This window comes from Actinacidiphila rubida (assembly GCF_900110255.1).
Classification (GTDB): Bacteria; Actinomycetota; Actinomycetes; order Streptomycetales; family Streptomycetaceae; genus Actinacidiphila; species Actinacidiphila rubida.
Window position 1 is genome coordinate 72,442 of record NZ_FODD01000011.1, and the last position, 19,854, is coordinate 92,295.

The 19,854-nt window shown below is 74.6% G+C and carries 19 protein-coding genes and 1 riboswitch; of the genes, 6 read left to right on the forward strand and 13 right to left on the reverse strand.

From position 1 onward, the window contains the following. The first annotated feature begins 5 nt into the window (after positions 1–5). A complete protein-coding gene (locus tag BMW99_RS13145) occupies positions 6–527 on the forward strand; it encodes an AAA family ATPase (RefSeq protein ID WP_075016842.1) in 522 nt (173 codons plus the stop codon). Between the two features lie 48 nt (positions 528–575). Here BMW99_RS13145 and BMW99_RS13150 read toward each other — a convergent pair whose 3' ends face one another. From BMW99_RS13150 to BMW99_RS13185, 8 genes are all read right to left on the reverse strand, one after another. Next, complete coding sequence (locus BMW99_RS13150; RefSeq protein WP_075016843.1) at positions 576–2,039, reverse strand: sensor histidine kinase; 1,464 nt, start codon at positions 2,037–2,039, stop codon at positions 576–578. Next, positions 2,036–2,845, reverse strand: coding sequence for a response regulator transcription factor (locus BMW99_RS13155; protein WP_322899526.1), 810 nt, complete (start codon positions 2,843–2,845; stop codon positions 2,036–2,038). Before BMW99_RS13155 ends, BMW99_RS13150 begins: the two co-directional genes overlap by 4 nt. 101 nt (positions 2,846–2,946) lie before the next feature. Then, positions 2,947–4,272: a chitinase gene (locus BMW99_RS13160; RefSeq protein WP_245791437.1), complete on the reverse strand. Its 1,326-nt coding sequence runs from the start codon at positions 4,270–4,272 to the stop codon at positions 2,947–2,949. A gap of 300 nt (positions 4,273–4,572) precedes the next feature. Continuing rightward, positions 4,573–5,550 (reverse strand): lysylphosphatidylglycerol synthase transmembrane domain-containing protein, encoded by a 978-nt coding sequence (locus tag BMW99_RS13165; protein WP_176735416.1) that lies wholly within the window; start codon positions 5,548–5,550, stop codon positions 4,573–4,575. A gap of 297 nt (positions 5,551–5,847) precedes the next feature. Continuing rightward, positions 5,848–7,752: a ricin-type beta-trefoil lectin domain protein gene (locus tag BMW99_RS13170; RefSeq protein ID WP_079176037.1), complete on the reverse strand. Its 1,905-nt coding sequence runs from the start codon at positions 7,750–7,752 to the stop codon at positions 5,848–5,850. Positions 7,753–8,078: 326 nt separating this feature from the next. Next, on the reverse strand, positions 8,079–9,104 hold the full coding sequence (locus BMW99_RS13175) for a LacI family DNA-binding transcriptional regulator (protein WP_075016844.1): 1,026 nt from the start codon (positions 9,102–9,104) through the stop codon (positions 8,079–8,081). Positions 9,105–9,250: 146 nt separating this feature from the next. Next, positions 9,251–9,997: a class I SAM-dependent methyltransferase gene (locus BMW99_RS13180; protein ID WP_069463076.1), complete on the reverse strand. Its 747-nt coding sequence runs from the start codon at positions 9,995–9,997 to the stop codon at positions 9,251–9,253. Positions 9,998–10,212: 215 nt separating this feature from the next. Beyond that, positions 10,213–11,208: an enoyl-CoA hydratase/isomerase family protein gene (locus BMW99_RS13185; RefSeq protein WP_069463071.1), complete on the reverse strand. Its 996-nt coding sequence runs from the start codon at positions 11,206–11,208 to the stop codon at positions 10,213–10,215. A 148-nt stretch (positions 11,209–11,356) separates the two neighbouring features. Continuing rightward, positions 11,357–11,449: riboswitch (ZMP/ZTP riboswitch) on the forward strand. 23 nt (positions 11,450–11,472) lie between these two features. Between BMW99_RS13185 and BMW99_RS13190 the strand changes: the two genes are divergently transcribed. Beyond that, positions 11,473–12,927 (forward strand): glycine hydroxymethyltransferase, encoded by a 1,455-nt coding sequence (locus tag BMW99_RS13190; protein ID WP_069463070.1) that lies wholly within the window; start codon positions 11,473–11,475, stop codon positions 12,925–12,927. 54 nt (positions 12,928–12,981) lie between these two features. On the opposite strand, the gene BMW99_RS13195 is transcribed toward BMW99_RS13190, so the two are convergent. Together BMW99_RS13195 and BMW99_RS41300 are read right to left on the reverse strand one after the other, a co-directional pair. Beyond that, the gene (locus BMW99_RS13195) at positions 12,982–13,293 is read right to left on the reverse strand and encodes a DUF4190 domain-containing protein (RefSeq protein WP_069463069.1); all 312 of its coding nucleotides are present in this window, start codon (positions 13,291–13,293) and stop codon (positions 12,982–12,984) included. A gap of 47 nt (positions 13,294–13,340) precedes the next feature. After that, positions 13,341–13,493 (reverse strand): hypothetical protein, encoded by a 153-nt coding sequence (locus BMW99_RS41300; RefSeq protein ID WP_176735451.1) that lies wholly within the window; start codon positions 13,491–13,493, stop codon positions 13,341–13,343. A 103-nt stretch (positions 13,494–13,596) separates the two neighbouring features. Here BMW99_RS41300 and BMW99_RS13200 point away from each other — a divergent pair, with 103 nt between their 5' ends. The 4 genes from BMW99_RS13200 (at position 13,597) to BMW99_RS13215 (ending at position 16,886) form a co-directional block, all read left to right on the forward strand. Beyond that, positions 13,597–14,232 carry a TetR family transcriptional regulator gene (locus tag BMW99_RS13200; protein ID WP_069463068.1) on the forward strand — a complete coding sequence of 212 codons (636 nt, stop codon included), beginning with the start codon at positions 13,597–13,599 and terminating at the stop codon, positions 14,230–14,232. Between the two features lie 282 nt (positions 14,233–14,514). Further along, on the forward strand, positions 14,515–15,681 hold the full coding sequence (locus BMW99_RS13205) for an AraC family transcriptional regulator ligand-binding domain-containing protein (protein WP_069463067.1): 1,167 nt from the start codon (positions 14,515–14,517) through the stop codon (positions 15,679–15,681). Then, positions 15,678–15,971: a hypothetical protein gene (locus BMW99_RS13210; RefSeq protein ID WP_069463066.1), complete on the forward strand. Its 294-nt coding sequence runs from the start codon at positions 15,678–15,680 to the stop codon at positions 15,969–15,971. The genes BMW99_RS13205 and BMW99_RS13210 overlap by 4 nt, the downstream gene beginning before the upstream one ends. Before the next feature lie 135 nt (positions 15,972–16,106). Beyond that, on the forward strand, positions 16,107–16,886 hold the full coding sequence (locus BMW99_RS13215; RefSeq protein ID WP_075016845.1) for a DUF6227 family protein: 780 nt from the start codon (positions 16,107–16,109) through the stop codon (positions 16,884–16,886). A 66-nt stretch (positions 16,887–16,952) separates the two neighbouring features. Here BMW99_RS13215 and BMW99_RS13220 read toward each other — a convergent pair whose 3' ends face one another. From BMW99_RS13220 to BMW99_RS13230, 3 genes are all read right to left on the reverse strand, one after another. Beyond that, positions 16,953–17,915 carry a carbohydrate kinase family protein gene (locus BMW99_RS13220; RefSeq protein WP_069463065.1) on the reverse strand — a complete coding sequence of 321 codons (963 nt, stop codon included), beginning with the start codon at positions 17,913–17,915 and terminating at the stop codon, positions 16,953–16,955. Further along, a complete protein-coding gene (locus tag BMW99_RS13225) occupies positions 17,878–18,759 on the reverse strand; it encodes a hypothetical protein (protein ID WP_069463064.1) in 882 nt (293 codons plus the stop codon). The genes BMW99_RS13220 and BMW99_RS13225 overlap by 38 nt, the downstream gene beginning before the upstream one ends. 160 nt (positions 18,760–18,919) lie before the next feature. Further along, positions 18,920–19,615: an RNA polymerase sigma factor gene (locus tag BMW99_RS13230; RefSeq protein ID WP_079138334.1), complete on the reverse strand. Its 696-nt coding sequence runs from the start codon at positions 19,613–19,615 to the stop codon at positions 18,920–18,922. Positions 19,616–19,854: the final 239 nt, after the last annotated feature.

Here is a 19,854-nt window from a genome sequence, read left to right on the forward strand (position 1 = left end):
GACGCATGATCGTATGGCTCAACGGCACGCACGGCGCGGGCAAGACGACGACCAGTGCTCTCGTACAGCAACTGCTACCGGATTCGCGGGTGTTCGACGCCGAGAAGGTCGGCGAGACGTTGATGGACATCAGGCCGGGGCTGCCCTCGACGGACAACTTCCAGCACTGGCCGCCGTGGCGGCCGCTCGTGGTCGAGACCGCGCGCCGCGTGCTCGACTACACCGGCGGCACTCTGGTGATCCCGATGACGGTCCTGGTCGAGGAGTACTGGCGCGAGATCAGCGCCGGCCTCGCCCGGTACGAGGTTCCGGTACGGCACTTCGTGCTCCACGCCGATCAGGACACCCTGCGCGGACGCATCGAGGGGGACACCGTCCTCGGACCGTCCGCGTTCCGTCTCGCCTACCTCGAGCCCTACGCCGAGGCGGCCCGCACGTGGCTGCACGACGAGGCCGAGGTCGTCGACACCACGCGGATCACGCCCGCCCAGGCCGCCGAGCGGATCGCCGGCGCCGTGCGGGGGTGAGGCTCGCCCCCCGCGTCGTCCCGTGGGGCCTGTCTCATGGGGCCCGTCTCACGGTGCCGGCGTCGGTGCCGGGAGCCAGGCGCGGTGGGTGGGCAGGGAGTGGGGGGCGGAGGGGCGGGGCAGCAGGACCGCGATGTGGGCGCCGGGGGTGCCGTCGGGGCGGTCGGTGACGGTGACGGTGCCGCCGTGCAGGGCGATCTGCTGGGCGACGAGGGTGAGTCCGAGGCCGGAGCCGGGGCTGTCCGGGCCGCGCCGGAAGCGCTGGAAGATCTCGCCCCGGGCGTCGGCGGGGATGCCGGGGCCGTGGTCGGAGACGGTCAGGCACAGCGCCGCGGGGTCGGCGGCCGGGCGCAGGACGACCTCGATCCTGGCGGACCCGTCGGGGTTCGCGCCGTGCAGGGCCGCGTTGGTCAGCAGGTTGTCGACGGCCGAGCGGAGCCCCGGCGGCCAGGCGTGCACGACGCAACCGGGCGCGCTGTCCACGGCGACCCGGGCGGCGGGCCGCTCCCGGCGCAGGTCGGTGACCGCGGCCTCCAGCAGGTCCGCGAGGTCGACCGGGGCGAACGCGTCGGCCTCCACCAGGTCGCCCTGGGCGAGGGTGCGCAGCATGACCAGCAGCCCGAGCAGCCGTTCGTGCTCGGCCCGCAGGTCGGCGATGATCTCGCCGCGCTCCTCCCGGCCCGGCTCGGGCGTGCCGTCGAGCACGTCGAGGTTGATCCGCATACTCATCAGCGGGGTGCGCAGCTCGTGGGACGCGGCGGCGGAGAAGGAGCGGGCGGTGGCCAGCGCCTCGGCGGTGCGGGCGGCCTGCTCGTCGTAGCGGGCCAGCACGGTCTGCAGGGTGCGGGCGAGGGCGTCGATCTCGGGGATGCGGGTGGGGGTGTGCTCCAGCCGGTTCGCGCTGCTCCGCGGGTCGATCCCGCCGGCGCGGCGCTGCAGTGCGAGCAGCGGGCGGGCGAACCGCGTGGCCGTCGCCCAGGCAGCGAGGCCGGCGACGGGCGCGGTGAGCACGGCCACGGTCAGGATCCGGCGGCGCACCTGGCCGATCTGCGCCTGGCCGGCGGTGTCGCTGGAGAACAGCCACAGGGTGCCGGACACCGACGGGCGGGTCACGGACAGGGGCTCGGCGAGCACCCGCCAACTGCGGCCGCCGTCGGGCACGGTGACCGGGCGGAGCGCCGCGGCCGTGGCCGGCAGGGTCACCGTCGCCTTGGGCTGCGGTCCGCCGGACACGGTGCCGTCGGGTCCGGTGACGCGGATGCCGAGGTCGAGCGCGGAGGTGAACAGCCGCCGCTGCCTGGCCTGTTCGACGCTCGCCGGCCGGTCGTTGGCCATCGCGCGCAGCAGGTTGCGGGCCTCGGGCAGGACGGCCGCGGCCCGCTGCCGCAGGTGCGCGTCGCTCTGCGCGTGCACGTCGCGGGTGACCAGCCGGACCATGATCCAGCCGGATGCGAGCACGAGCAGCGGCACGAGGACGCCGACGGCCAGGGCGATGCGGGTGGACAGCCTCATGACGCGCCTCCCGCCGGGGCGGGGCCGGGGCCGCCGCCGGTTGCCGGCGCGCTCCCCGGTCCCGCCGCGCCCGCGTCCTCGGCCGCGGGCCGCAGCACGAACCCGACGCCCCGCACGGTGTGCAGGATGCGCGGCCGTCCGCCGGCCTCCAGCTTGCGTCGCAGGTAGCTCACGAAGGTGTCGACGGCGTCGGTGCGCACGTCGAAGTCGTAGCCCCAGACGCGGTCGAGGAGCTGGTCGCGGGTGAGGACGAGCCCGGAGTTGCGGGCCAGCACCTCCAGCAGTTCGAACTCGCGCCGGGTGAGGTCGAGCGCCTCGCCGTCGCGGGACGCGGTGCGGGCCGCCGGGTCGAGCACCAGCCCGCAGGCACGCACCTGGTCGTCGGGGCGGGGCGGGCGCCGGCGCAGCAGGGCGTCCAGCCGCAGGACCAGTTCCTCCAGGGCGAAGGGCTTGACGAGGTAGTCGTCGGCGCCGGCCTGCAGGCCCGCGACGCGGTCGGCGACCTCGTCCAGCGCGGACAGCACCAGCACGGGCAGGTCGCTGCCGCTCCCGCGGAGGGTGCGGCAGACCTCGATGCCGTCGACGTCCGGCATGGAGATGTCCAGCACCAGCACGTCCGGCGGGGTGCGTTCCAGCAGGTCGAGCGCCGCCGCTCCGCCGGCCGCCTCGGTCACCGCGAAGCCGCGCAGCCGCAGCGCGCGGCCGAGCGACCGGCGGATCGCGGCATCGTCATCCACCACCAGGACCCGGCCGCCACCGGCCCGGTCCGCCGCGGCTGACGCCGCCTGACTCGGTATCCCTGTCACCGAACACACCTCCGCTCCCCGGCCGCACATGGTTGCATCGCGGGAACCATGCTGCACGGCCGGGGAGCGGAGAGTCCTCCCCAGGGGGTGCCGGCCGGGTCTCAGCCGGTGTACTGGGCGAAGGTCCGGGTGAAGTCCCAGGCGTTCTGGGACACGCCGGAGCAGGTGTCGTCGTTCGGGTAGGCACCGGGGCACGGCCGGTCCCGGTTGGCCGACCAGAAGGTCAGCCGGGCCAGGTGGTGGGCCTGGGCGTACGCGAGGATGGTCCGGAAGTCGTTCACCGTGACCGTCTCGTTGTTGTCGGTGATGCCGTTCATCGACGAGATGCCGCTGTGCCGGTAGGCGGTGTCGTCGCTGTAGCCGTAGGCGCTCTTGAGCGCGTTCTTCAGGCCCTCGGCGGCCTGTGTGGTGAGGTTGCCCATGTTCTGGCCGGCGCCGCCGAAGTCGAACGGCATGATCGTCCAGGCGTCGACGGTGAGGCCCGAGGAGGCGGCCCGGTTGATCAGGCTGGTGTCGGGGCCGGTCTGGCCGGTGCCGATGGTGACGTAGACGGCGAGGCCCGGGTTGTTCGCCTTGACGGTCTTGAGCGCGTCGACGGTGCGCTGCTGGACGGTGCCGTTGCTGTAGGCGTCGGCCTCGATGTCGATGTCGATGGCCTTGAGGCCGTAGGCGCTGATCACCTTCTGGTAGGCGGCGGCGAGTTCGCCCGCGCTGGAGCAGGAGGACTCCAGCTTGTTGCCGCTGTAGCCGCCGAAGGAGGGCACCACGTCGCCGCCGGCGGCCCTGACCTTGGTGATGGTGCTCTGGTCGACGCCGCCGGTCAGCGCCCGGCCGCCGTCCCACTGGGGGTTGCAGTAGCCGTTGCTCAGGACGAAGGCGAGGGTGAACCACTTGACGCCGGTGGCGTTCATGACCGTGGTGGGGTCGGGCGGGTTGCCCCAGCCGTTGTAGAGGTAGGGCGCGACGGCCTGCACGCCGCTGGGCGGCGGGGTGGTGCCGCCGCCGGTGGGCAGCGTCCACTTCTGGTTGGCGCCGCCGGTGCAGTCCCAGATCTGCAGCCGGGTGCCGTTGGCGGAGCTGGGGCCGGTGGCGTCGAGGCAGCGGCCGGACTGCGGGTTGACCAGCTGGCCGTTGCTCGCGGTCCACTTCTGCGCGGCGGTGCCGTTGCAGTCGTAGAGCTGGATCTGGGTGCCGTTGGCGGTGCCGGCCGCGGTGATGTCCATGCACTTGCCGAGCGCCCGCAGGGTGCCGTCCGAACTGACCGTCCAGTTCTGCGCGTTGGTGCCGTTGCAGTCGTACAGCTGGATGGCCGTGCCGTTGGCGCTGCTCGCCGCGGCGACGTCGACGCACTTGCCGCCGTAGCCGGTGATCGCGCCGGCGGGGTCGGCGCCCGCGGCCTGGGTGACGCCGAGGGTGCCCACGACCACGCCGCCGGCCAGGGCGGCGGCGAGCAGGGTGAGCGGGCGGGGCCGGCGGGGCCGGCGGGAGGCTGGTTCCGACACGACGGGACTCCTCGGTGGGGGAACGGCTGGTGGGCGGGGGCGGCCGCACGCGGGCGCACGGTGGGTCCGTACCCCGGCTTCGGTCATGCCCCTGACAGATCCGATCCCGAGGGGATCCCGCGGCGACTCCGGGGATCCGTACGGGACTTACGTCACGTCTTAGTTCAGGACGTGATTTAAATCCCGCCACGGGGGGCCGTCAATACTTCCGGCAAAGGTCCGTACCTAAAGTTGCCGGTACCGCACGAGCAACGCCAGCACCATGACTCCCGGGATCAGCGGCAGCCAGGTGGTGACCAGGCGGTAGCCGAGCACCGCGGAGGTCGCGGCCACCCCGGACGCGCCCGCGGTCACCAGGGCCAGCACCAGGGCCGCGTCCAGCGAGCCGAGGCCGGCCGGGGTCGGCAGCCAGCCGGCGGCGGTGCTCGCGCACAGGTACGCCGCGACGACGCCGCTCACCGGGACCGGCGAGTGCACCGCCTGCATCACCGCGACCACGACGGCCGCGTGCATGGCCGGGAACGCCAGTCCGCCGCCCCACAGGGCCGCGATCCGGGCCCGGTTGCCGTGCAGCGTGCGCACGTCGGTGGCCACCGAGGCCAGGAACGCGCGGACCCGCGCCCGCATCCGGCGGGCGCACCGGGTCAGGGCGTAACCGCCGGCCAGGACCACGGCCGCGACGGCGGCGATCAGCAACGGATGCGCGGGCACGTCGGATCCGCCGGTGGTGACCCGGCGGATGTGCAAGGCGCCGGGGAACGAGGTGAGCACCACGGCCAGCAGCACGAGCCGGCCGATGACCGTGGCGCAGGCCCGCACCGCGAGCGCGGCCACCGAGCGGGTCGGCGACAGGCCGTGGCGCAGCAGGAACCGCAGGTTGACGGCGTTGCCGCCGACCCCGGCCGGCAGCACGTGGTTGGCGGCGGACGCGGCGAACTGCGTCGCCAGCAGCCGGCCCGGCGGCAGCGTCTCGACGACCGCGCCCTGCTGGGCCGTCGCCGAGCACACCCAGGTCATGAAGGCGGCCCCGCCCGAGGCGGTCAGCCACAGGCGGTCGGCCTCGCCGAGCCGTCCGGCGCTGGAGTTGATGAGCCCCCAGTTCGCCGCCACCAGGAGGGCCACGACCAGGAGGGGCAGGAGGAGGGCGGCCGACCGCAGCCACGCGCGCTGCCAGACGACGCTCTCGCTGCGCGCGATCGACACGGCGGACTCCTCGTCGCGAGGGGGGACGGGACGGCCCGACCAGGGTAGGTGCACGTCAGGCGGGGCTCCCACCCGCGCACGCCCACTTGGGTCAACGGTCAGCCGAACATCCGACGACGAAACGGTTCCGCGGCCCCACACGGCGTCATACCGGGTCGCGGGGGATCACCCGGACGGGGAGGCCCTCGCACGGCGAGCCGCCGGTCCGTGCGGATGCGCGGACCGGCGGCTGCTTCCTTCAGCGCGACCACCCGGCGGTGAGAGGTCCACCGGGGGCCGTTCCAGGGGGTCAGCGGATCAGGCGGCGGGCGCCGTCCACTGCTGGTTGGCCGCTCCGGCGCAGTCCCAGATCTGCAGCCGGGTGCCGTTGGCCGAGCTCGGTCCTGTCGCGTCCAGGCATCTGCCGGACTGCGGGTTGACCAGGCTGTTGTTCGCTCCCCGCGTCCACTGCTGCGACCCGGTGCCGTTGCAGTCGTACAGCTGCACCTGGGTGCCGTTGGCGGTGCCCGCGGACGTCACGTCCATGCACTTGCCGAGCGCCTGCAGGGTGGTGCCGGAGGCGGTCCACTGCTGGGCGGAGGTGCCGTTGCAGTCGTAGAGCTGCACCGCGGCGCCGTTGGCGTTGCTGCCGCCGGCCACGTCCACGCACTTGCCGCCGTAGCCGGTGATGGTCCCGGTGTGACCGCCGGTGCCGCCGCTGCCCTGCGTGCCGCCCCAGGTGAAGGTGGCCGACGCGCCGCCGGGCAGGGTGTAGGCGAAGTTCTCGTTGCCCCAGTTGACGCGCACCTGCTGCGCGGAGGACGACTCGTTGTAGGCGATGAGCGCCTTGGAGCCGTCCGGGTTGCGCCAGGCCACGTTGCGGATCGTCGCGTTGTCGGTGGACGAGATCCGGGTGGCGCCCGGCTTCACGAACTTCGTCAGGTGACCCATCGTGTAGTACTCGACGGTGTAGTCGACCTGCCCGCTGCGGCTGTCGCCGTTGTGCACGGTGATCAGGCCGGTGCAGGTGCCGCAACCGCCGTTGTGCGGGCCCATGTTCTGATCGACGGCCAGGCTCCACTTGACCCAGCTCTGGCCCCAGTTGCGGGTGTAGTCGATCAGGTTCTCCATGTCCTCCTTCTGCTGGTTGCCGATCCAGGTGCCGCCGGAGTGCTCGGTGTCGAAGGCCGGCAGGTTCGGGTACTGGTTGTGGATCGTGGTCTGCTCCGACACGTTGCCCTCGTAGCCGTGCCAGGCGACACCGCCGAAGTTCGGGTCGTTGCGCACCGAGTCGTCGGTGACGGTCGGCGCGGCGTAGCTGTCGTAGCTGTCCCAGTTCCAGTCCAGCGCCAGCGCCTTGGTGGACAGGCCGGCCGCGTGGAGCGCGGGCAGCAGGTCGTTCTTGGTGAAGTAGGCCAGGCCCGAGCCGTTCCAGTTCGCGCCGGGGTAGTCACCGCCGACGGTGGGCTCGTTCTGCGCGGTGACGTAGTCGATCGGCACGCCCGCGGCCTGGTAGGCCTGGATGTACTTCACGAAGTACTGGGCGTAGGCGGCGTAGTACTGCGACTGCAGCCAGCCCTGGATGTAGCTGCCGTTGTCCTTCATCCACGGCGGCGGGGTCCACGGGGTCCCCATCACCTTCAGGCTCGGGTTGAGCTGCTTCGCCTGCTTGGTGAGCGGCAGCACGTCGGCCTGGTCGTGGGCGATGGAGAAGTGGGACAGGCTCGGGTCGGTCTGGCCGGCCGGCATGTCGTCGTAGGTGTAGCTGTAGCGGGCGAGGTCGGACGCGCCCATGGGGTTGCGCAGGAAGTCGATCCCGATGCCGTTGACCGGGTCGAACAGCTTCTGCATGACGGTGTTGCGAGTGGCGGCCGACAGGGCGCCGCTGGAGTTCATCAGCCACGCGGCGGTGTCGGTGAACGACGCACCGGCGCCGGTGAACTGCTGGTAGGTGGTGCCCTCGTCGACGGTGAGGTTGGTGCCGGAGCCGCCCGTGCCGGCGGCGAAGGACACCGGGGCCTGCTGGGCCAGCCCCTGGACGACGTTGCGGCCGCCGGAGTCGTTGGTGGTGGTCAGGTACACCTGGACGCTCTCGCCCGCGGCGTGGGCCGGGGCCGGGAGGGCCAGGACGGGGGTGACGGCCGCAGCCGCGGCGGCCAGCGCCCCGACGGCGGTGCGTCGCAGGCGGGATCCGCCCCCGCGGGGGCGTCGTGCTGCGCTCATGGTCGCTGCCTTTCTCGGGCAGGTGCTCAGGGTTCCTGAATCTGGCATGGGCCTGACATGGCATGTCCCGGAGCCCGTCGGGGGACCAGGACGGTGACGCGCGGAACGACCGTGCAGCGAGGGGGTCTGCACGCTTGTTTCACCACTTGTTTCACGCCTTATATCGTGTCGTGATTTAACTCGCGCGCATCAGCAGCGTCAAGGCATCGCGCACGCTTCGGGACGCTGAAACATCGTGAAACACCCTTGCGTCGAGGGGGACTTGGGGCGCGTCACGGGGGTGACCTGCGGGGGCCGCGGCCGCGGCGGGGCGGCGGGAGCCGCGGTCAGCGGCGGGAGGGTGCGGTGCTGCCGCGCGGCACCAGCACGGGTGGGGCCAGCTCGACGTCGGCGGCAGGGGCGCCGTCCACCAGCGACAGCAGCGCCGCCGCCGCGCTGCGGCCGTGCTCCGCTATCCGCCGGTCGACCGCGGTGAGCGCCGGGTGCACCAGGCGGCACAGCTCGCTGTCGTCCCAGGCGATCAGCGACAGGTCGGCGGGAACGCGTACGCCCATCTCCTGTGCCACGCCCAGCGCGGCGACCGCCATCACGTCGTTGTCGTACACGATCGCGGTGGGGCGGGCCGCTCCGGACAGCAGGCGGCGGGTCGCCCGGGCGCCCTCGTCGCCGGAGTAGTCGGCGAACACCCGCTCCACACCCGCCAGTCCGAGTTCCGATGCGCAGGCGTCGAAGGCCGCACCGCGCTCGCGGGTGTGCACGAAATGCGCGGGACCGGCGACCCGGGCGATCCTGCGGTGCCCCATCGCCACCAGGTACGCCAGCGTCTCGCGGATCGCGGCGGCGTCGTCGATCCACACCGACGGCACCCCGGGCGCGTCCACGGCGTGGCCCACCACCACGGCGGGCAGGCCGAGTTCGGCGAGCAGGGCGGGCCGGGGGTCGCCGTCCCGCAGGTCCACCAGCAGCACGCCGTCCACCCGCCGCTCCCCCCACCAGCGGCGGTACGCCGCCTCCTCGGCGCCGGCGTCCTCGGTGGCCTGGAGCAGCAGTGCGGTGCCGGTGGCGGCGAGCCCTTCCTCCACCCCGGCGATCAGCTGCATGAAGAACGGCTCGATGCCCAGCGTCCACGCGGGCCGGTCCACCACCAGGCCCAGCGCGTGCGACCGCCCGTCCGACAGCGCGCGGGCCGCGCTGCTGGGGTGCCAGCCCAGGCGGACGGCGATCTCCAGGACGCGCGCCCGGGTCTGCGCCGAGACGCCCGCCTTGCCGTTGAGGGCATAGGACACCGCGCCTTTGGACACGCCGGCCGCCGCGGCGATGTCGGCGATGGTGGGGCGCTTGAGCGGGCTCATGCGGCACACCGTAACGCCGGCGGGCGGGCGCCGGGGCGGCACGGCCGGAACCCGCCGCCGCCCCGGACCGGCCGCTGCGGAACGGGCACCGGACCCCGGCGCGGCAGCGCGCCGGAGATGTGCCCGGACGCCCAACCGGCCTCCGCTCAGCCCGCCTTGACCGCGGAGATCTCCAACCGCACGTAATCGACGACCGGTTCGGCCAGCCGTCCCGCGACGGCCTTCACGAACGGCTCGTGCTCCTCCTCGGGCATGCCGTCCAGCGAGGCACCGAGGATGACGGTGGCCAGGAACGCCTCCAGCTGCGCGCCGGGCTCGAAGCGCGCGGGATCGGGCCGGAGCGCCACCTCGACGTCGGTGAACCCGGCGTCGGCCAGCCGCCGCCGGGTGTCCTCGACACCGGCGAACTCCCAGTCGCCGGGGTCGGTGCCGCGCACTTCGGCGATCGCCGCGTCGACCGACGCGATGTTGCCGCGGCCGCCGCAGTCGCTGACCAGTCGCGCACCGGGCCGCATGCGCGCGGCGAGGGTGCGGAACAGGGCGTCGTGGTCCTCGACCCAGTGGAACGCGGCCACGCTGAAGACGGCGTCGACGTCGCCGTCGAAGGGCAGCGGCGGTCGTGTCAGGTCGGCCCGCACCACCTCGACCCGGTCCAGCCGGCCGGCCAGCCGCTCCCGCAGCCGCTCCAGCATGCGCGCGGAGCCGTCGAGGGCGACCACACCGCCGGACGGCAGGCGGTCCAGCAGGCCCGCGGTGTCGCGGCCGGTGCCACAGCCGGCGTCGAGCACGCGCTCGTCGCCGCGCAGCGGGAGGCGCGCGAGGGTGCGGCGTCCCCAGCCGAGGTGCGGCAGCGGCAGGGAGTCGTAGGCCTTGGCGTCCCACTCGCGGGGCATGGTGCTCCAATCGTCCGGCACGGCGTCGTGCGGCACGGCCTTGCGGCACGGTCCGGCCCCAGCCGTCCGGCCCCGGCATCCCGGCGGCAGGCGTCAGGTACCGGTTCCGGGGTGCGGCCGCCGGGTCCGCTCGGGTCCGCGCCGTCAGGTCCCGCCCACGGTAGGCGGGCTGACGGTCACGCTACGCCGCCTGTCCGCATCATGAAACCGTCGTCTCAAATGACGGACGCCTCCAGGGATGCCCAGCGGGGTCGGCGGTCCTTGTCGACCAGCAGGGCGCGCACACCCTCGTGGAAGTCGGGTTCGCGCGCGGTCCTGCGGGCCAGCTCCAGCTCCCGCGCCAGGCAGCCGTCGAGGCTGTCCCCCGCACCGGCCCGCAGCAGGTCGAAGGTGATCCGCAGGCTCATCGGCGACGCCGCCCGCAGCGTGGCCAGCGTCTCCCGGGCCCACTCGCGGTCCGACCGCTCGGCTTCCAGCCGGGCGCCGACCGACGCGAGGTCCGGGGCGTCGAAGCAGCGGGCGATCGTCTCGCGGTGCGCCGTCAGCTCCGACGGCGGCGCGGCGGTGGCGAACCGGTCGAGCGCCTCCCCGGGGTCGTCACCCGCGCCGGCGAGGGCCGCCTGGAGCGCGGGGAGTTCCGCGGCGTGGACGTAGTGCGTGGCGAGCCCGCACTCGGCGGCGGCCGCCGCCGAGATCCGCGCGCCGGTCAGGCCCAGGTACCACCCGGCCGCACCGGGCAGGCGCGGCAGGAAGTGGCTGGCGCCGATGTCGGGGAAGAAGCCGATCGCGGTCTCCGGCATGGCCAGCGAGGCCCGCTCCGTCACCACCCTGGCCGAGCCGTGCACGGAGATGCCGAGGCCGCCGCCCATGGCGTAGCCGTCCACCAGTGCCGTGTAGGGCTTGGGGTATCCGGCGATCAGCGCGTTCAGCGCGTACTCGGCGGTGAAGTAGGCGGTGACCGCGACGTCGTCGCCGCGCAGGCCCGCGTCGCGCACCGCCCGGATGTCGCCGCCGGCGCAGAACGCCTTGGGCGAGGTGCTGACCACCAGCACGGACCGGACGGCGTCGTCGTCCCGCCAGCGCTCCAGGGCCTCGGTCATCAGCCGCACCATGGCCAGGTCCAGCGCGTTGAGCGCGCCCGGCCGGTCCAGGGCGATCACCCCGGTGCCCGCGTGCACGCGGGTGGTGACGGGCGGGGCGGTGGTGTCCATGCGTCTCCAGACCGTTCGTCGGGGTCGGGCCCCGCGGTCGCGCGGGGCCGGCTCACCGCTCCATCCAAACACCCGTACCGGCGCGCCCGGCGGGGCCGTCCCGCTCCCCGGAAGCGCTCGCCGCCCAGGTCCGCGCGTTGCTATGCTCACGGCGAGCCGTGACTGGCGCGCAGGGATGGGGTCAACCATCGGGGAGCGGCTCGTCGCCACCACACATGTGCCGTGCGCCTGGGCCGTCCCGATGCCGATCCCCGGAGGACTGCCATGGCAGAGCCCGCAGCGAGCCCGTACAGCACCGAGTCGGTCGCCTTCCGCAGCGCACTGGACGTCATCCGCGGCGTCGAGCCGCGCGTGGCCGACGCCATCACCCAGGAACTCGCCGACCAGCGCGAGATGCTCAAGCTGATCGCCAGCGAGAACTACGCCTCCCCCGCCGTGCTGCTGGCGATGGGGAACTGGTTCAGCGACAAGTACGCCGAGGGCACGGTCGGCCGCCGCTTCTACGCCGGCTGCCGCAACGTGGACACCGTCGAGGCCCTCGCCGCCGAGCACGCCCGCGGCGTCTTCGGCGCGGCGCACGCCTACGCGCAGCCGCACTCGGGCATCGACGCCAACCTGGTCGCGTTCTGGGCGGTGCTCTCGCAGCGCGTGGAGAGCCCGGCGCTGGCCAAGGCCGGCGTGCGGCAGGTCAACGACCTGTCGGAGGAGGACTGGGCGCGGCTGCGGGCCGACTTCGGCAACCAGCGGATGCTCGGCATGTCGCTGGACGCGGGCGGCCACCTCACCCACGGCTTCCGGCCGAACATCTCCGGCAAGATGTTCGAGCAGCGCAGCTACGGCACCGACCCGGCGACCGGGCTGCTCGACTACGACGCGCTGCGCGCCACGGCCCGCGAGTTCCGGCCGATGATCCTGGTGGCGGGGTACTCCGCGTACCCGCGCCTGGTGAACTTCCGGATCATGCGGGAGATCGCCGACGAGGTCGGCGCCACGCTGATGGTCGACATGGCGCACTTCGCCGGCCTGGTCGCGGGCAAGGTGCTGACCGGCGACTTCGACCCGGTGCCGCACGCCAACATCGTCACGACCACCACGCACAAGTCGCTGCGCGGCCCGCGCGGCGGCCTGGTGCTGTGCGACGAGGAACTGGCCGAGCACGTGGACCGCGGCTGCCCGATGGTGCTCGGCGGCCCGCTGCCGCACGTGATGGCCGCGAAGGCGGTGGCGCTCGCGGAGGCCGCCCGGCCCGAGTTCGGCGGCTACGCGCAGGCGATCGTGGACAACTCCCGTGCGCTGGCCGAGGGGTTGCTCAAGCGCGGGACGCGGCTGGTCACCGGCGGCACCGACAACCACCTGGTGCTGATCGACGTCTCCGGTTACGGGCTGACGGGCCGTCAGGCGGAGGCCGCGCTGCTGGAGTCGGGCATCGTCACCAACCGCAACGCGATCCCGCAGGACCCGAACGGCGCCTGGTACACCTCGGGCATCCGGATCGGCACCCCGGCGCTCACCACGCGCGGGCTGGGCCCGGCGGAGATGGACGAGATCGCCGGGCTCATCGACACGGTGCTGTCGGGGACGACCGCGGCGCCGGCACCCAAGGGCGGCCTCTCCAAGGCGCACCACGTCCTGGACGCGGCGGTCGCCGACCAGGTCGCGCAGCGTGCCGCGGACCTGCTGGCCGGCTTCCCGCTGTACCCCGGGATCGACCTGAGCTGACCCGCACGGGCCCGGCGCCGGTCCCGGACACGATCCGGACCGGCCCGGGCGCCGTCAGGCGAACGACCAGATCACGCCGTGGTTGGCGATGGTCAGCACCGTCATCACGACGAGGTCGGCGACGCCGAGCGTCAGGCCGAGCAGGGCGCGGCCGCGGCGGGCGGTGCCCCGGGAGAGCGCGACGGCGGCGAGCACGATGGCGGCCGGGCCGAGCACCAGATTGAGGACGAGCAGGCCCGGCAGGCCGAGCAGGAACGAGGCGACGGCCATTCCGTCGGCGTCGCGGGTGGTCGTCCGCGCGGCCGGAGTGCGGGTCGCGACCGGGTGGGCTGCGGTGTTCACGGTGTTCCCTTCCGGAACGGTCATGGAGCGGGGACGGTGGCGCGGGCGCGGGACGGCGGAACGCCGCCGCGTCAGCCGCGGTTGCGGTTGAGGCGCTCGCGGACGGCGAACCCGACCAGCCAGAGGCCGATCGCGGCGGCCGCCACGGTGAAGACGCCGAGCGGGGTGTGGGCGGCGGCGCCCATCAGGATGCCCATGCCCAGCAGGAGGACGACGAGGCTCATGTCGACTACCCCTCCAACGAGTTGACGTTTCGGATGACAGTTGTTCACTGACTTCCTCAGTGTACGGTGGCGAAAGTCGGCGAACGGTTGTTTACTGAATGACATGAGTCACACTCCCGGGGTCCGCCAGGCCCAGAAGCAACAGACCCGGCAAGCACTGCTGGACGCCGGGTTGCGGCTGCTGGAACACCAGAACCTCAGCAGCCTGGGGCTGCGCGAGGTGACCCGGGCGGTGGGTGTCTCCCCCGCCGCCTTCTACCGGCACTTCCCCGACATGGCGGGCCTCGGCGTGGCCCTGGTCGGCGAGTCGCTGGGCAGCCTGCACGCGGTGATCCGTGCGGTGATGGCCGAGACCACCGACTCGGCCGGCATCATCGACCGCACGGTCGCCATCACCGCCGAGTACGTCGCCCGCCACCGGCCGCACATCCGCTTCATCGCCCGCGAGCGCTACGGCGGGGTACAGGCGGTGCGGGAGGCGATCGCCGCCGAACTCCAGGGCTTCGCCGACGAGGTGGCCGCGGGACTGGCCACGCAGCCGGCATCGAAGGGCTGGTCGCCGGGGGAACTGCGGGTGCTCGCCGAACTCTACGTCGACCACATGGTGATGACGGCGGCGGCGTTCCTCGACGTGGCGCCGGACGACACCGCCGGCCTCGAACACCTCGCGCACGCGGCCCGGTTGCGGATGCGCATCATCAGCATCGGCCGCGCCCACTGGCTCGACCCGCAGCCGTGAGGCGGGCCCGCGACGGGCGCCGGTGCGGACGGCCTGGGCCCGCACCGGCTCTCCCCCGCTCCTCCCGCTAGACCCCCGTACTTCCCCCGTGCGGGAGGCGGTGGCGCGCGGCGGCGCCGTGACCGATCCTCCACCGGCCCGCAAGCGGAATCCAGGACGGAATGTGCCACCCGTGGGACGCAACGCGCCACCTCCCGCGTATAGGCTGCGAGACCTCCCCTCACGGCACCCGGGCCGGCGTCCGCGGCGGCCGTGCCCGCCGACCGCCGGAGGTGTCGCGGCATGCCGCCCGCCCAGCCGTTCGCCGACCCCCGCGACGACCGGGACAACCCGTTCGCCACCGGGATCACCGGCGCCGTCGCCGTTCCGGTGTACACCGAGAGCGTGGTGATCCCCCGCTTCATCGCCACCGCCTCCTCCCGCGGCCGGCAGGAAGCGGAACGGCTCGTCCGGATGGCGGGGTTGCCGCGGGTGCTGTCCGCGCCGGAGACCGTGCGGACGCCCTCGGCGAACACGTACCGGCTGTGGGGCACGGTGGTGCAGCACACCGGGCGGACCGACGCCGGGTTGCTGGCCGCGGCCGGCTACCGGCTGGGCACGCTGGACCTGTTCGACTACCTGCTGAGCACCGCGTCCACCGTCGGCGAGGGCCTGGAGCAGCTGTCGGCCAACGTGCACCTGGTGAGCAGCAACTCCCTGCTGACCACGCAGGAGGAGGGCGACGAGATCACCGTCACCTACGGGGTGCGGCACGGTGACGACGAACTGCGCGGCGTGGTCGCGGAGTTCGCGATGGCGGTGGTGACGGCGCAACTGCGGCACACCACAGGGGCGCTGTTCTGCCCGCGGCGGGTGCTGTTCGCGCACCGCGCGCCGACCCGGACGGCCGGCTACCGGGACGCGTTCGGGTCGGCGGAGATCGCGTTCGACGCCGGGCGGGACTCGCTGACCCTGCACCGCAGCGACCTGGAACGGCCGTTGGCGACCGCGGACCCGGCGCTGGCCGCCATCATCCGGCGCACCGCGGGCGCGCTGTCCGCGCCGTGCGGGGACCGGCCGCCGGCCGTGCCCGGCCTGCGTGAGGTCATCGCCACCCAACTCCCCGACGGCAGGCCCTCGCTGGCCGACGCGGCGCGCAGTCTGGCGCTGAGCCCGCGCACCCTGCAGCGGCGCCTGGGCGAGGCGGGCACCACGTGGCGCGCCGAACTCGACGCGGTGCGGCGGATCCAGGCGGCGGGCCTGACCCTCTCCGGGCGCGGCTCGGAGGCCCGCGCGGCCCGGCTCGGCTTCGCCGAGTCCCGTTCGCTGCGCCGCGCGATGAGCCGCTGGGACGCCGCGACCGGAGAGACGGACACCGGCCCGGACGACGCGGGGCGGCACGGGGACGCGCGGCACGGGGACGGGCGGCGCGCCCACGAGCGCCGCGAGGAGACGGCGGAGGCGTCATGAGCGGTGAACGGCACGTGCCCGGGCGGCAGATCCCCGACGTGCCGCCGGAGTCCCCGGCAGAGGGCGCGCGGGACGGCACATCGCACGACGGGGGCGCGGGCGCGCCGCAGCGCCTGACGGACGGCGCGCCGCACGGCGTGACGGAGGGCGGCGACCCGGTGTGCTGGCTCGACCGGCTCTGCGAGGAGTGCGGCGCGATGCGCGAGGACCCCGCGACCGCGGCCTGCCGCCGCTGCGGCACGCCCTTCACCGTGCCGGGGCGCTCGGCCCCGGACCCCCGCGAAACCTGAGGCCGCCGGCGGTCGGGGGCGCGTGACCGGTCCGTGCGCGCCGGGGAATCTCTGGGAACGCGTGTGCAATCGGCAACCGTGCTACTACCCTGAGTCGCCGCAAGGGTAGGACGGCGGAGGAGCCGGGAGGGCCGAATGGACGCAGAGCCCGCGGAGACACTGGGGTCGCACGTCGTGCGCTCGGGCGGGAGTCCGTCCGACCAGCTGTCCGGGCTGCTGGATCGCGCGGCCAACGGGGCGCGGGCGCGGCGGCAGCTGGCCGTGGTGCGGTCCGCGCTGATGCACCACTGCGGCCTGCAGTCCTGCCGGCACACCAAGGGCCCGCCGCGCCGCCTGGACCGGCGCACGTTCCGGCACAGCTTCCTGCTGGCGGACGGCGGCGTGCGCGTGGTCTGGGAGCTGGAGCACAACACCGGCCCCGGCGGGGAGGTGGAGCACGCCGTCTTCACCGAACGCGAGGACCTCGTGCTCGCCGAGTGGGACGTCGACGCGGCCTTCGGCCTCCCCCAGGGGCCGGGCGAACCGGCGGCGCTGCCCGCCGTGCCCGAGCCGCCCCGGCGTCCGGACGAGGAGGCCCTGCGCCGCGCCTACCCGGAGGCCGACTCGCCCGAGCACGCCTGGCGGCTGCTGCGCCGGGCCGCCAACCCGGGTGCGCCCGGCCGGGACGTGCTGGCCCGGCTGCGCGGCGCCATCGCGCACGACATCAGCATCGTGACCCGGCGCAGCACGCTGGTCGCGGGCCGCCTGGTGTCGTGGACGCTGTACGAGCACGCGTTCCTGCTGGTGGACGGCAGCGAGGTGAGCCTGTGGGAGATCGACCACACCCGCACGCCCACCGGTGCGCCGGTCTGCGAGGTGTACCGCACGCGGGACGCCGCGCTGGACACCGCCGTGCGGCGCATCGAGGCCGGCTAGCCGTACCGACCCGGCGGCGGGGCGCGACGGCCCGGATGCCGGGGGCCGGGCGCGCGGCCCGCGGGCTCAGTCCTCGGCCCACCGTGCCCGCGACATCGCGGAGGCGAGGGCCGCGGCGCTGATGACCTCCTCGTGGGTGCCGTGGCTGCCGCAGGCGTACGCCCCCGACACCGATCCGGCGAGCACGCACTCCGCCAGGTCGGCACCGCGCGACCGGGCGTGCAGGAAGGCGGTGAGGAACGCGTCGCCCGCGCCGTTGCTGTCGACCACCGGACGCTCCGGCACCACCGCGGGGAAGCGCCGCGGCTCGCGGTCCTCGCGCCGCAGCACCAGGCAGCCCGCCGCGCCGTCCGTCGCGACGACCAGCGAGGCCCGCCCCCGGTCGGCGATCTCCCGCATCACCCCGGGTGTGCGTGCCCGGGTGTGCGCGGCGCTGAGGAACACCAGATCGGCGCCGTACGCCCAGGGGTGCGCCGAGGTGTCCTCGCCGTCCCAGGCGTGCAGGTCGGTGGAGACGGGGAGCCCGAGGCGGGCGGCCTCGTCGAACACCTCGCGGGCCCACGGCGAGCGCGAGACGTGCACGTGCCGCGCCCGTTCGAGGAAGGGCAGGTAGAACTCCCGCGGCAGCAGCAGCCCGTCGGGATGCCGGCCGTCGAAGAAGGAGAAGCGGCGGCCCGCCCGGTCGACCAGGTTGACGCTGCGCGGAGTGCCGCCGGGCGCCGGCACATGGCTGAAGTCCAGGCCCGTCGCGGCGTACCGGTCGAGGATCATCCGGCCCTGCGCGTCGTCCCCGAGGAAGTCCAGGAACTTCGTGGACATCCCGAGCGCGTGGCAGCCCAGCGCCACCCCGTTGCCGGTGTGGGCCACGTAGTCGCGGATCGGCGGCACGCCGAGGGAGTCTCCGTCGGGCACCGCCAGCTCGTCGACGCGGACGATGGTGTCGACACCGGTGCCGCCCACCACCAGCACGTCGTAGGACGGCTCGGCGGCCTCAGGCCGATCGGCGGGGCGGGTGGCGGCGGTCGTCATCGGGCTGCTCCCTGTCGGTGGCTTCGTGGCCGGCGTCCTCCCGGCGGGCGTCCCGCGCGCGCCGGTCCTCCCCGTCCGGGTCCGTGCGGTGCGCGCCGTGCGGGACGTGCGGGCCGTGCCCGTTCCTGCCCGACGGCTCGTCCGTGTCGTGCGGGGCGGGCAGGTCGTACGGGGTGTGCGGGGCGTGCGGATCGCGCGCGTCGCGGCCGTCGGTGGGCGCCCCGTCCCGCGGCTGCTGCCGCGGGTCGTGGGCGTCCCCGGTGCCGCCGTCGGGGTGCGGGCGGCCCCCGAGGGGGTCGCCGGGGCGGTCGTGCCGCGGCCCGCCGCGCCCGCGCCCGACCTCCTGCCCTTCGCCCTGAAGGACCATCAGCGGCAGCCGGGACAGCGGCGGCACCGGGCCCTCGCGGCCCGCCTGCTGCCAGGCGACGGTCACGGTCAGCCGCAGCATCTTGCGCGCCACGTAGAGCAGCAGCGCGGCGAGCGGGAGCTCGGCGACGACGGCGGTGACGACCGAGCCGAGCAGCTCGTCGCTGTTCCAGTCGAGGACGATGTCGAACCAGGCGTCGCAGCACAGCAGCGTCGCGGTCACGATGGCCCAGGGGATGAAGATCTGCCGCCGCCGCCAGGCGCAGAGCGCGGTGACGCCGATGGCGACGATCAGCGCCCCGTCGAAGCCGACCCAGGCCAGCCGCCACTGGTCGACCTCGTGGTGCGACGGCAGGCTCGCCGAGAGGTACGCGATCCACGGGATCAGGAAGAGGAAGCTCCCCGTGATGACCGCGAGGAACAACCGGCGCATATGGCGCAGGTGCGGATCGTTCGGCGACGGGATCTCGGGGACCATGGCTCCCACTCTGCCGGATCATGGGAACGACCTGCATGTCTTCCCGGTACATCCCATGGTCGTCCACCCGGTCCCCGCCCCGCGCGCCGGGGGTGCGTCCGCGCCCGTCCCGGCCTCCCGCGCCGTCGGTCCGGGACCGCCGGGCAGGGCGGCAGGGCGGTCAGCGCGCGGGGCCGGCGGGCGTCTCGGCGAGCTGTTCCGCGAGCCGGCGCAGCCCGCGGTGGGCGGCGGTGCGCACCGCGCCGGGCCGCTTGCCGAGCACGGCCGCGGCGGCCGGCCCGCTCAGCCCGACGACGACCCGCAGCAGGACCGCGCCGGCCTGGTCCGGCGGGAGGGCCGCGACCATCGCCAGCGCGTCGGCCGTGGACAGGTTCTCCAGCGCGACGCCCGCGGAGTCGGGCGCGGGGGCCGGCTCGGCGGGGACCGCGTCGAACGCGGTGGTGCGCGGCCGCTTCACCGCCCGCCGCAGATGGTCCAGGGCCCGGTGCCGGGCGATGGTCGCGGCCCAGCCGCGGAACGCGTCGCCGTCGCCGCGGAAGGTCCCCAGGTCGCGCACGATGTCGTGCCACGCCTCGGAGGCGACGTCGTCCGCGTCGTCGCCCACCAGCCCGCGGACGTAGCGCAGCAGCATCGGCTGGACCGCGCGGTAGACGTCGCCGAACGCGGCCTCGTCCCCGGCCCGCGCCCGCGTCACGGCGTGCCCGAGCAGGCGGTCGTGCGGCCGCGCCCGGGCCTGCGCGGCGCCACCGTTGCCGCCGTCGCCGCATCCGTCCGGGACCGGCGCCGTGCCCGGGTCCGCGGCGGGAGGGACAGGGGCGGGCGCGGGTGCGGCGGGGGGCGCGGAGGCGGACGTCATGCACGGCTCCCCCGGCGCGGGCCGGGGTCCGGCGCCGGCGGCAGGGCCGCGTACGGCCCCCGCCACTGCCTCGCGGACCGGTCCCGCATGCCACCTGCCTTCGCGCTCGCGCTCGTGTCGCAGAGGGGGACCGCGCACCGCCCTCAGGCGCGCGGTCCTACACCACACAGCGCGCAGAGTCGCGAAACTGTCACACCCGCACCAAGCACCCCGGTCAGGGGCGTGGCCGGGGCGGGGCG

What these genes read in the sequence shown, in the direction of transcription:
- BMW99_RS13145 (WP_075016842.1), top strand. Translation starts at nt 6, where the DNA reads ATGATCGTATGGCTCAACGGCACGCACGGCGCGGGCAAGACGACGACC.
- BMW99_RS13150 (WP_075016843.1), bottom strand. Translation starts at nt 2,039, where the DNA reads ATGAGGCTGTCCACCCGCATCGCCCTGGCCGTCGGCGTCCTCGTGCCG.
- BMW99_RS13170 (WP_079176037.1), bottom strand. Translation starts at nt 7,752, where the DNA reads ATGAGCGCAGCACGACGCCCCCGCGGGGGCGGATCCCGCCTGCGACGC.
- BMW99_RS13175 (WP_075016844.1), bottom strand. Translation starts at nt 9,104, where the DNA reads ATGAGCCCGCTCAAGCGCCCCACCATCGCCGACATCGCCGCGGCGGCC.
- BMW99_RS13180 (WP_069463076.1), bottom strand. Translation starts at nt 9,997, where the DNA reads ATGCCCCGCGAGTGGGACGCCAAGGCCTACGACTCCCTGCCGCTGCCG.
- BMW99_RS13185 (WP_069463071.1), bottom strand. Translation starts at nt 11,208, where the DNA reads ATGGACACCACCGCCCCGCCCGTCACCACCCGCGTGCACGCGGGCACC.
- BMW99_RS13190 (WP_069463070.1), top strand. Translation starts at nt 11,473, where the DNA reads ATGGCAGAGCCCGCAGCGAGCCCGTACAGCACCGAGTCGGTCGCCTTC.
- BMW99_RS13195 (WP_069463069.1), bottom strand. Translation starts at nt 13,293, where the DNA reads ATGACCGTTCCGGAAGGGAACACCGTGAACACCGCAGCCCACCCGGTC.
- BMW99_RS41300 (WP_176735451.1), bottom strand. Translation starts at nt 13,493, where the DNA reads ATGAGCCTCGTCGTCCTCCTGCTGGGCATGGGCATCCTGATGGGCGCC.
- BMW99_RS13200 (WP_069463068.1), top strand. Translation starts at nt 13,597, where the DNA reads ATGAGTCACACTCCCGGGGTCCGCCAGGCCCAGAAGCAACAGACCCGG.
- BMW99_RS13205 (WP_069463067.1), top strand. Translation starts at nt 14,515, where the DNA reads ATGCCGCCCGCCCAGCCGTTCGCCGACCCCCGCGACGACCGGGACAAC.
- BMW99_RS13210 (WP_069463066.1), top strand. Translation starts at nt 15,678, where the DNA reads ATGAGCGGTGAACGGCACGTGCCCGGGCGGCAGATCCCCGACGTGCCG.
- BMW99_RS13215 (WP_075016845.1), top strand. Translation starts at nt 16,107, where the DNA reads ATGGACGCAGAGCCCGCGGAGACACTGGGGTCGCACGTCGTGCGCTCG.
- BMW99_RS13220 (WP_069463065.1), bottom strand. Translation starts at nt 17,915, where the DNA reads ATGACGACCGCCGCCACCCGCCCCGCCGATCGGCCTGAGGCCGCCGAG.
- BMW99_RS13225 (WP_069463064.1), bottom strand. Translation starts at nt 18,759, where the DNA reads ATGGTCCCCGAGATCCCGTCGCCGAACGATCCGCACCTGCGCCATATG.
- BMW99_RS13230 (WP_079138334.1), bottom strand. Translation starts at nt 19,615, where the DNA reads ATGACGTCCGCCTCCGCGCCCCCCGCCGCACCCGCGCCCGCCCCTGTC.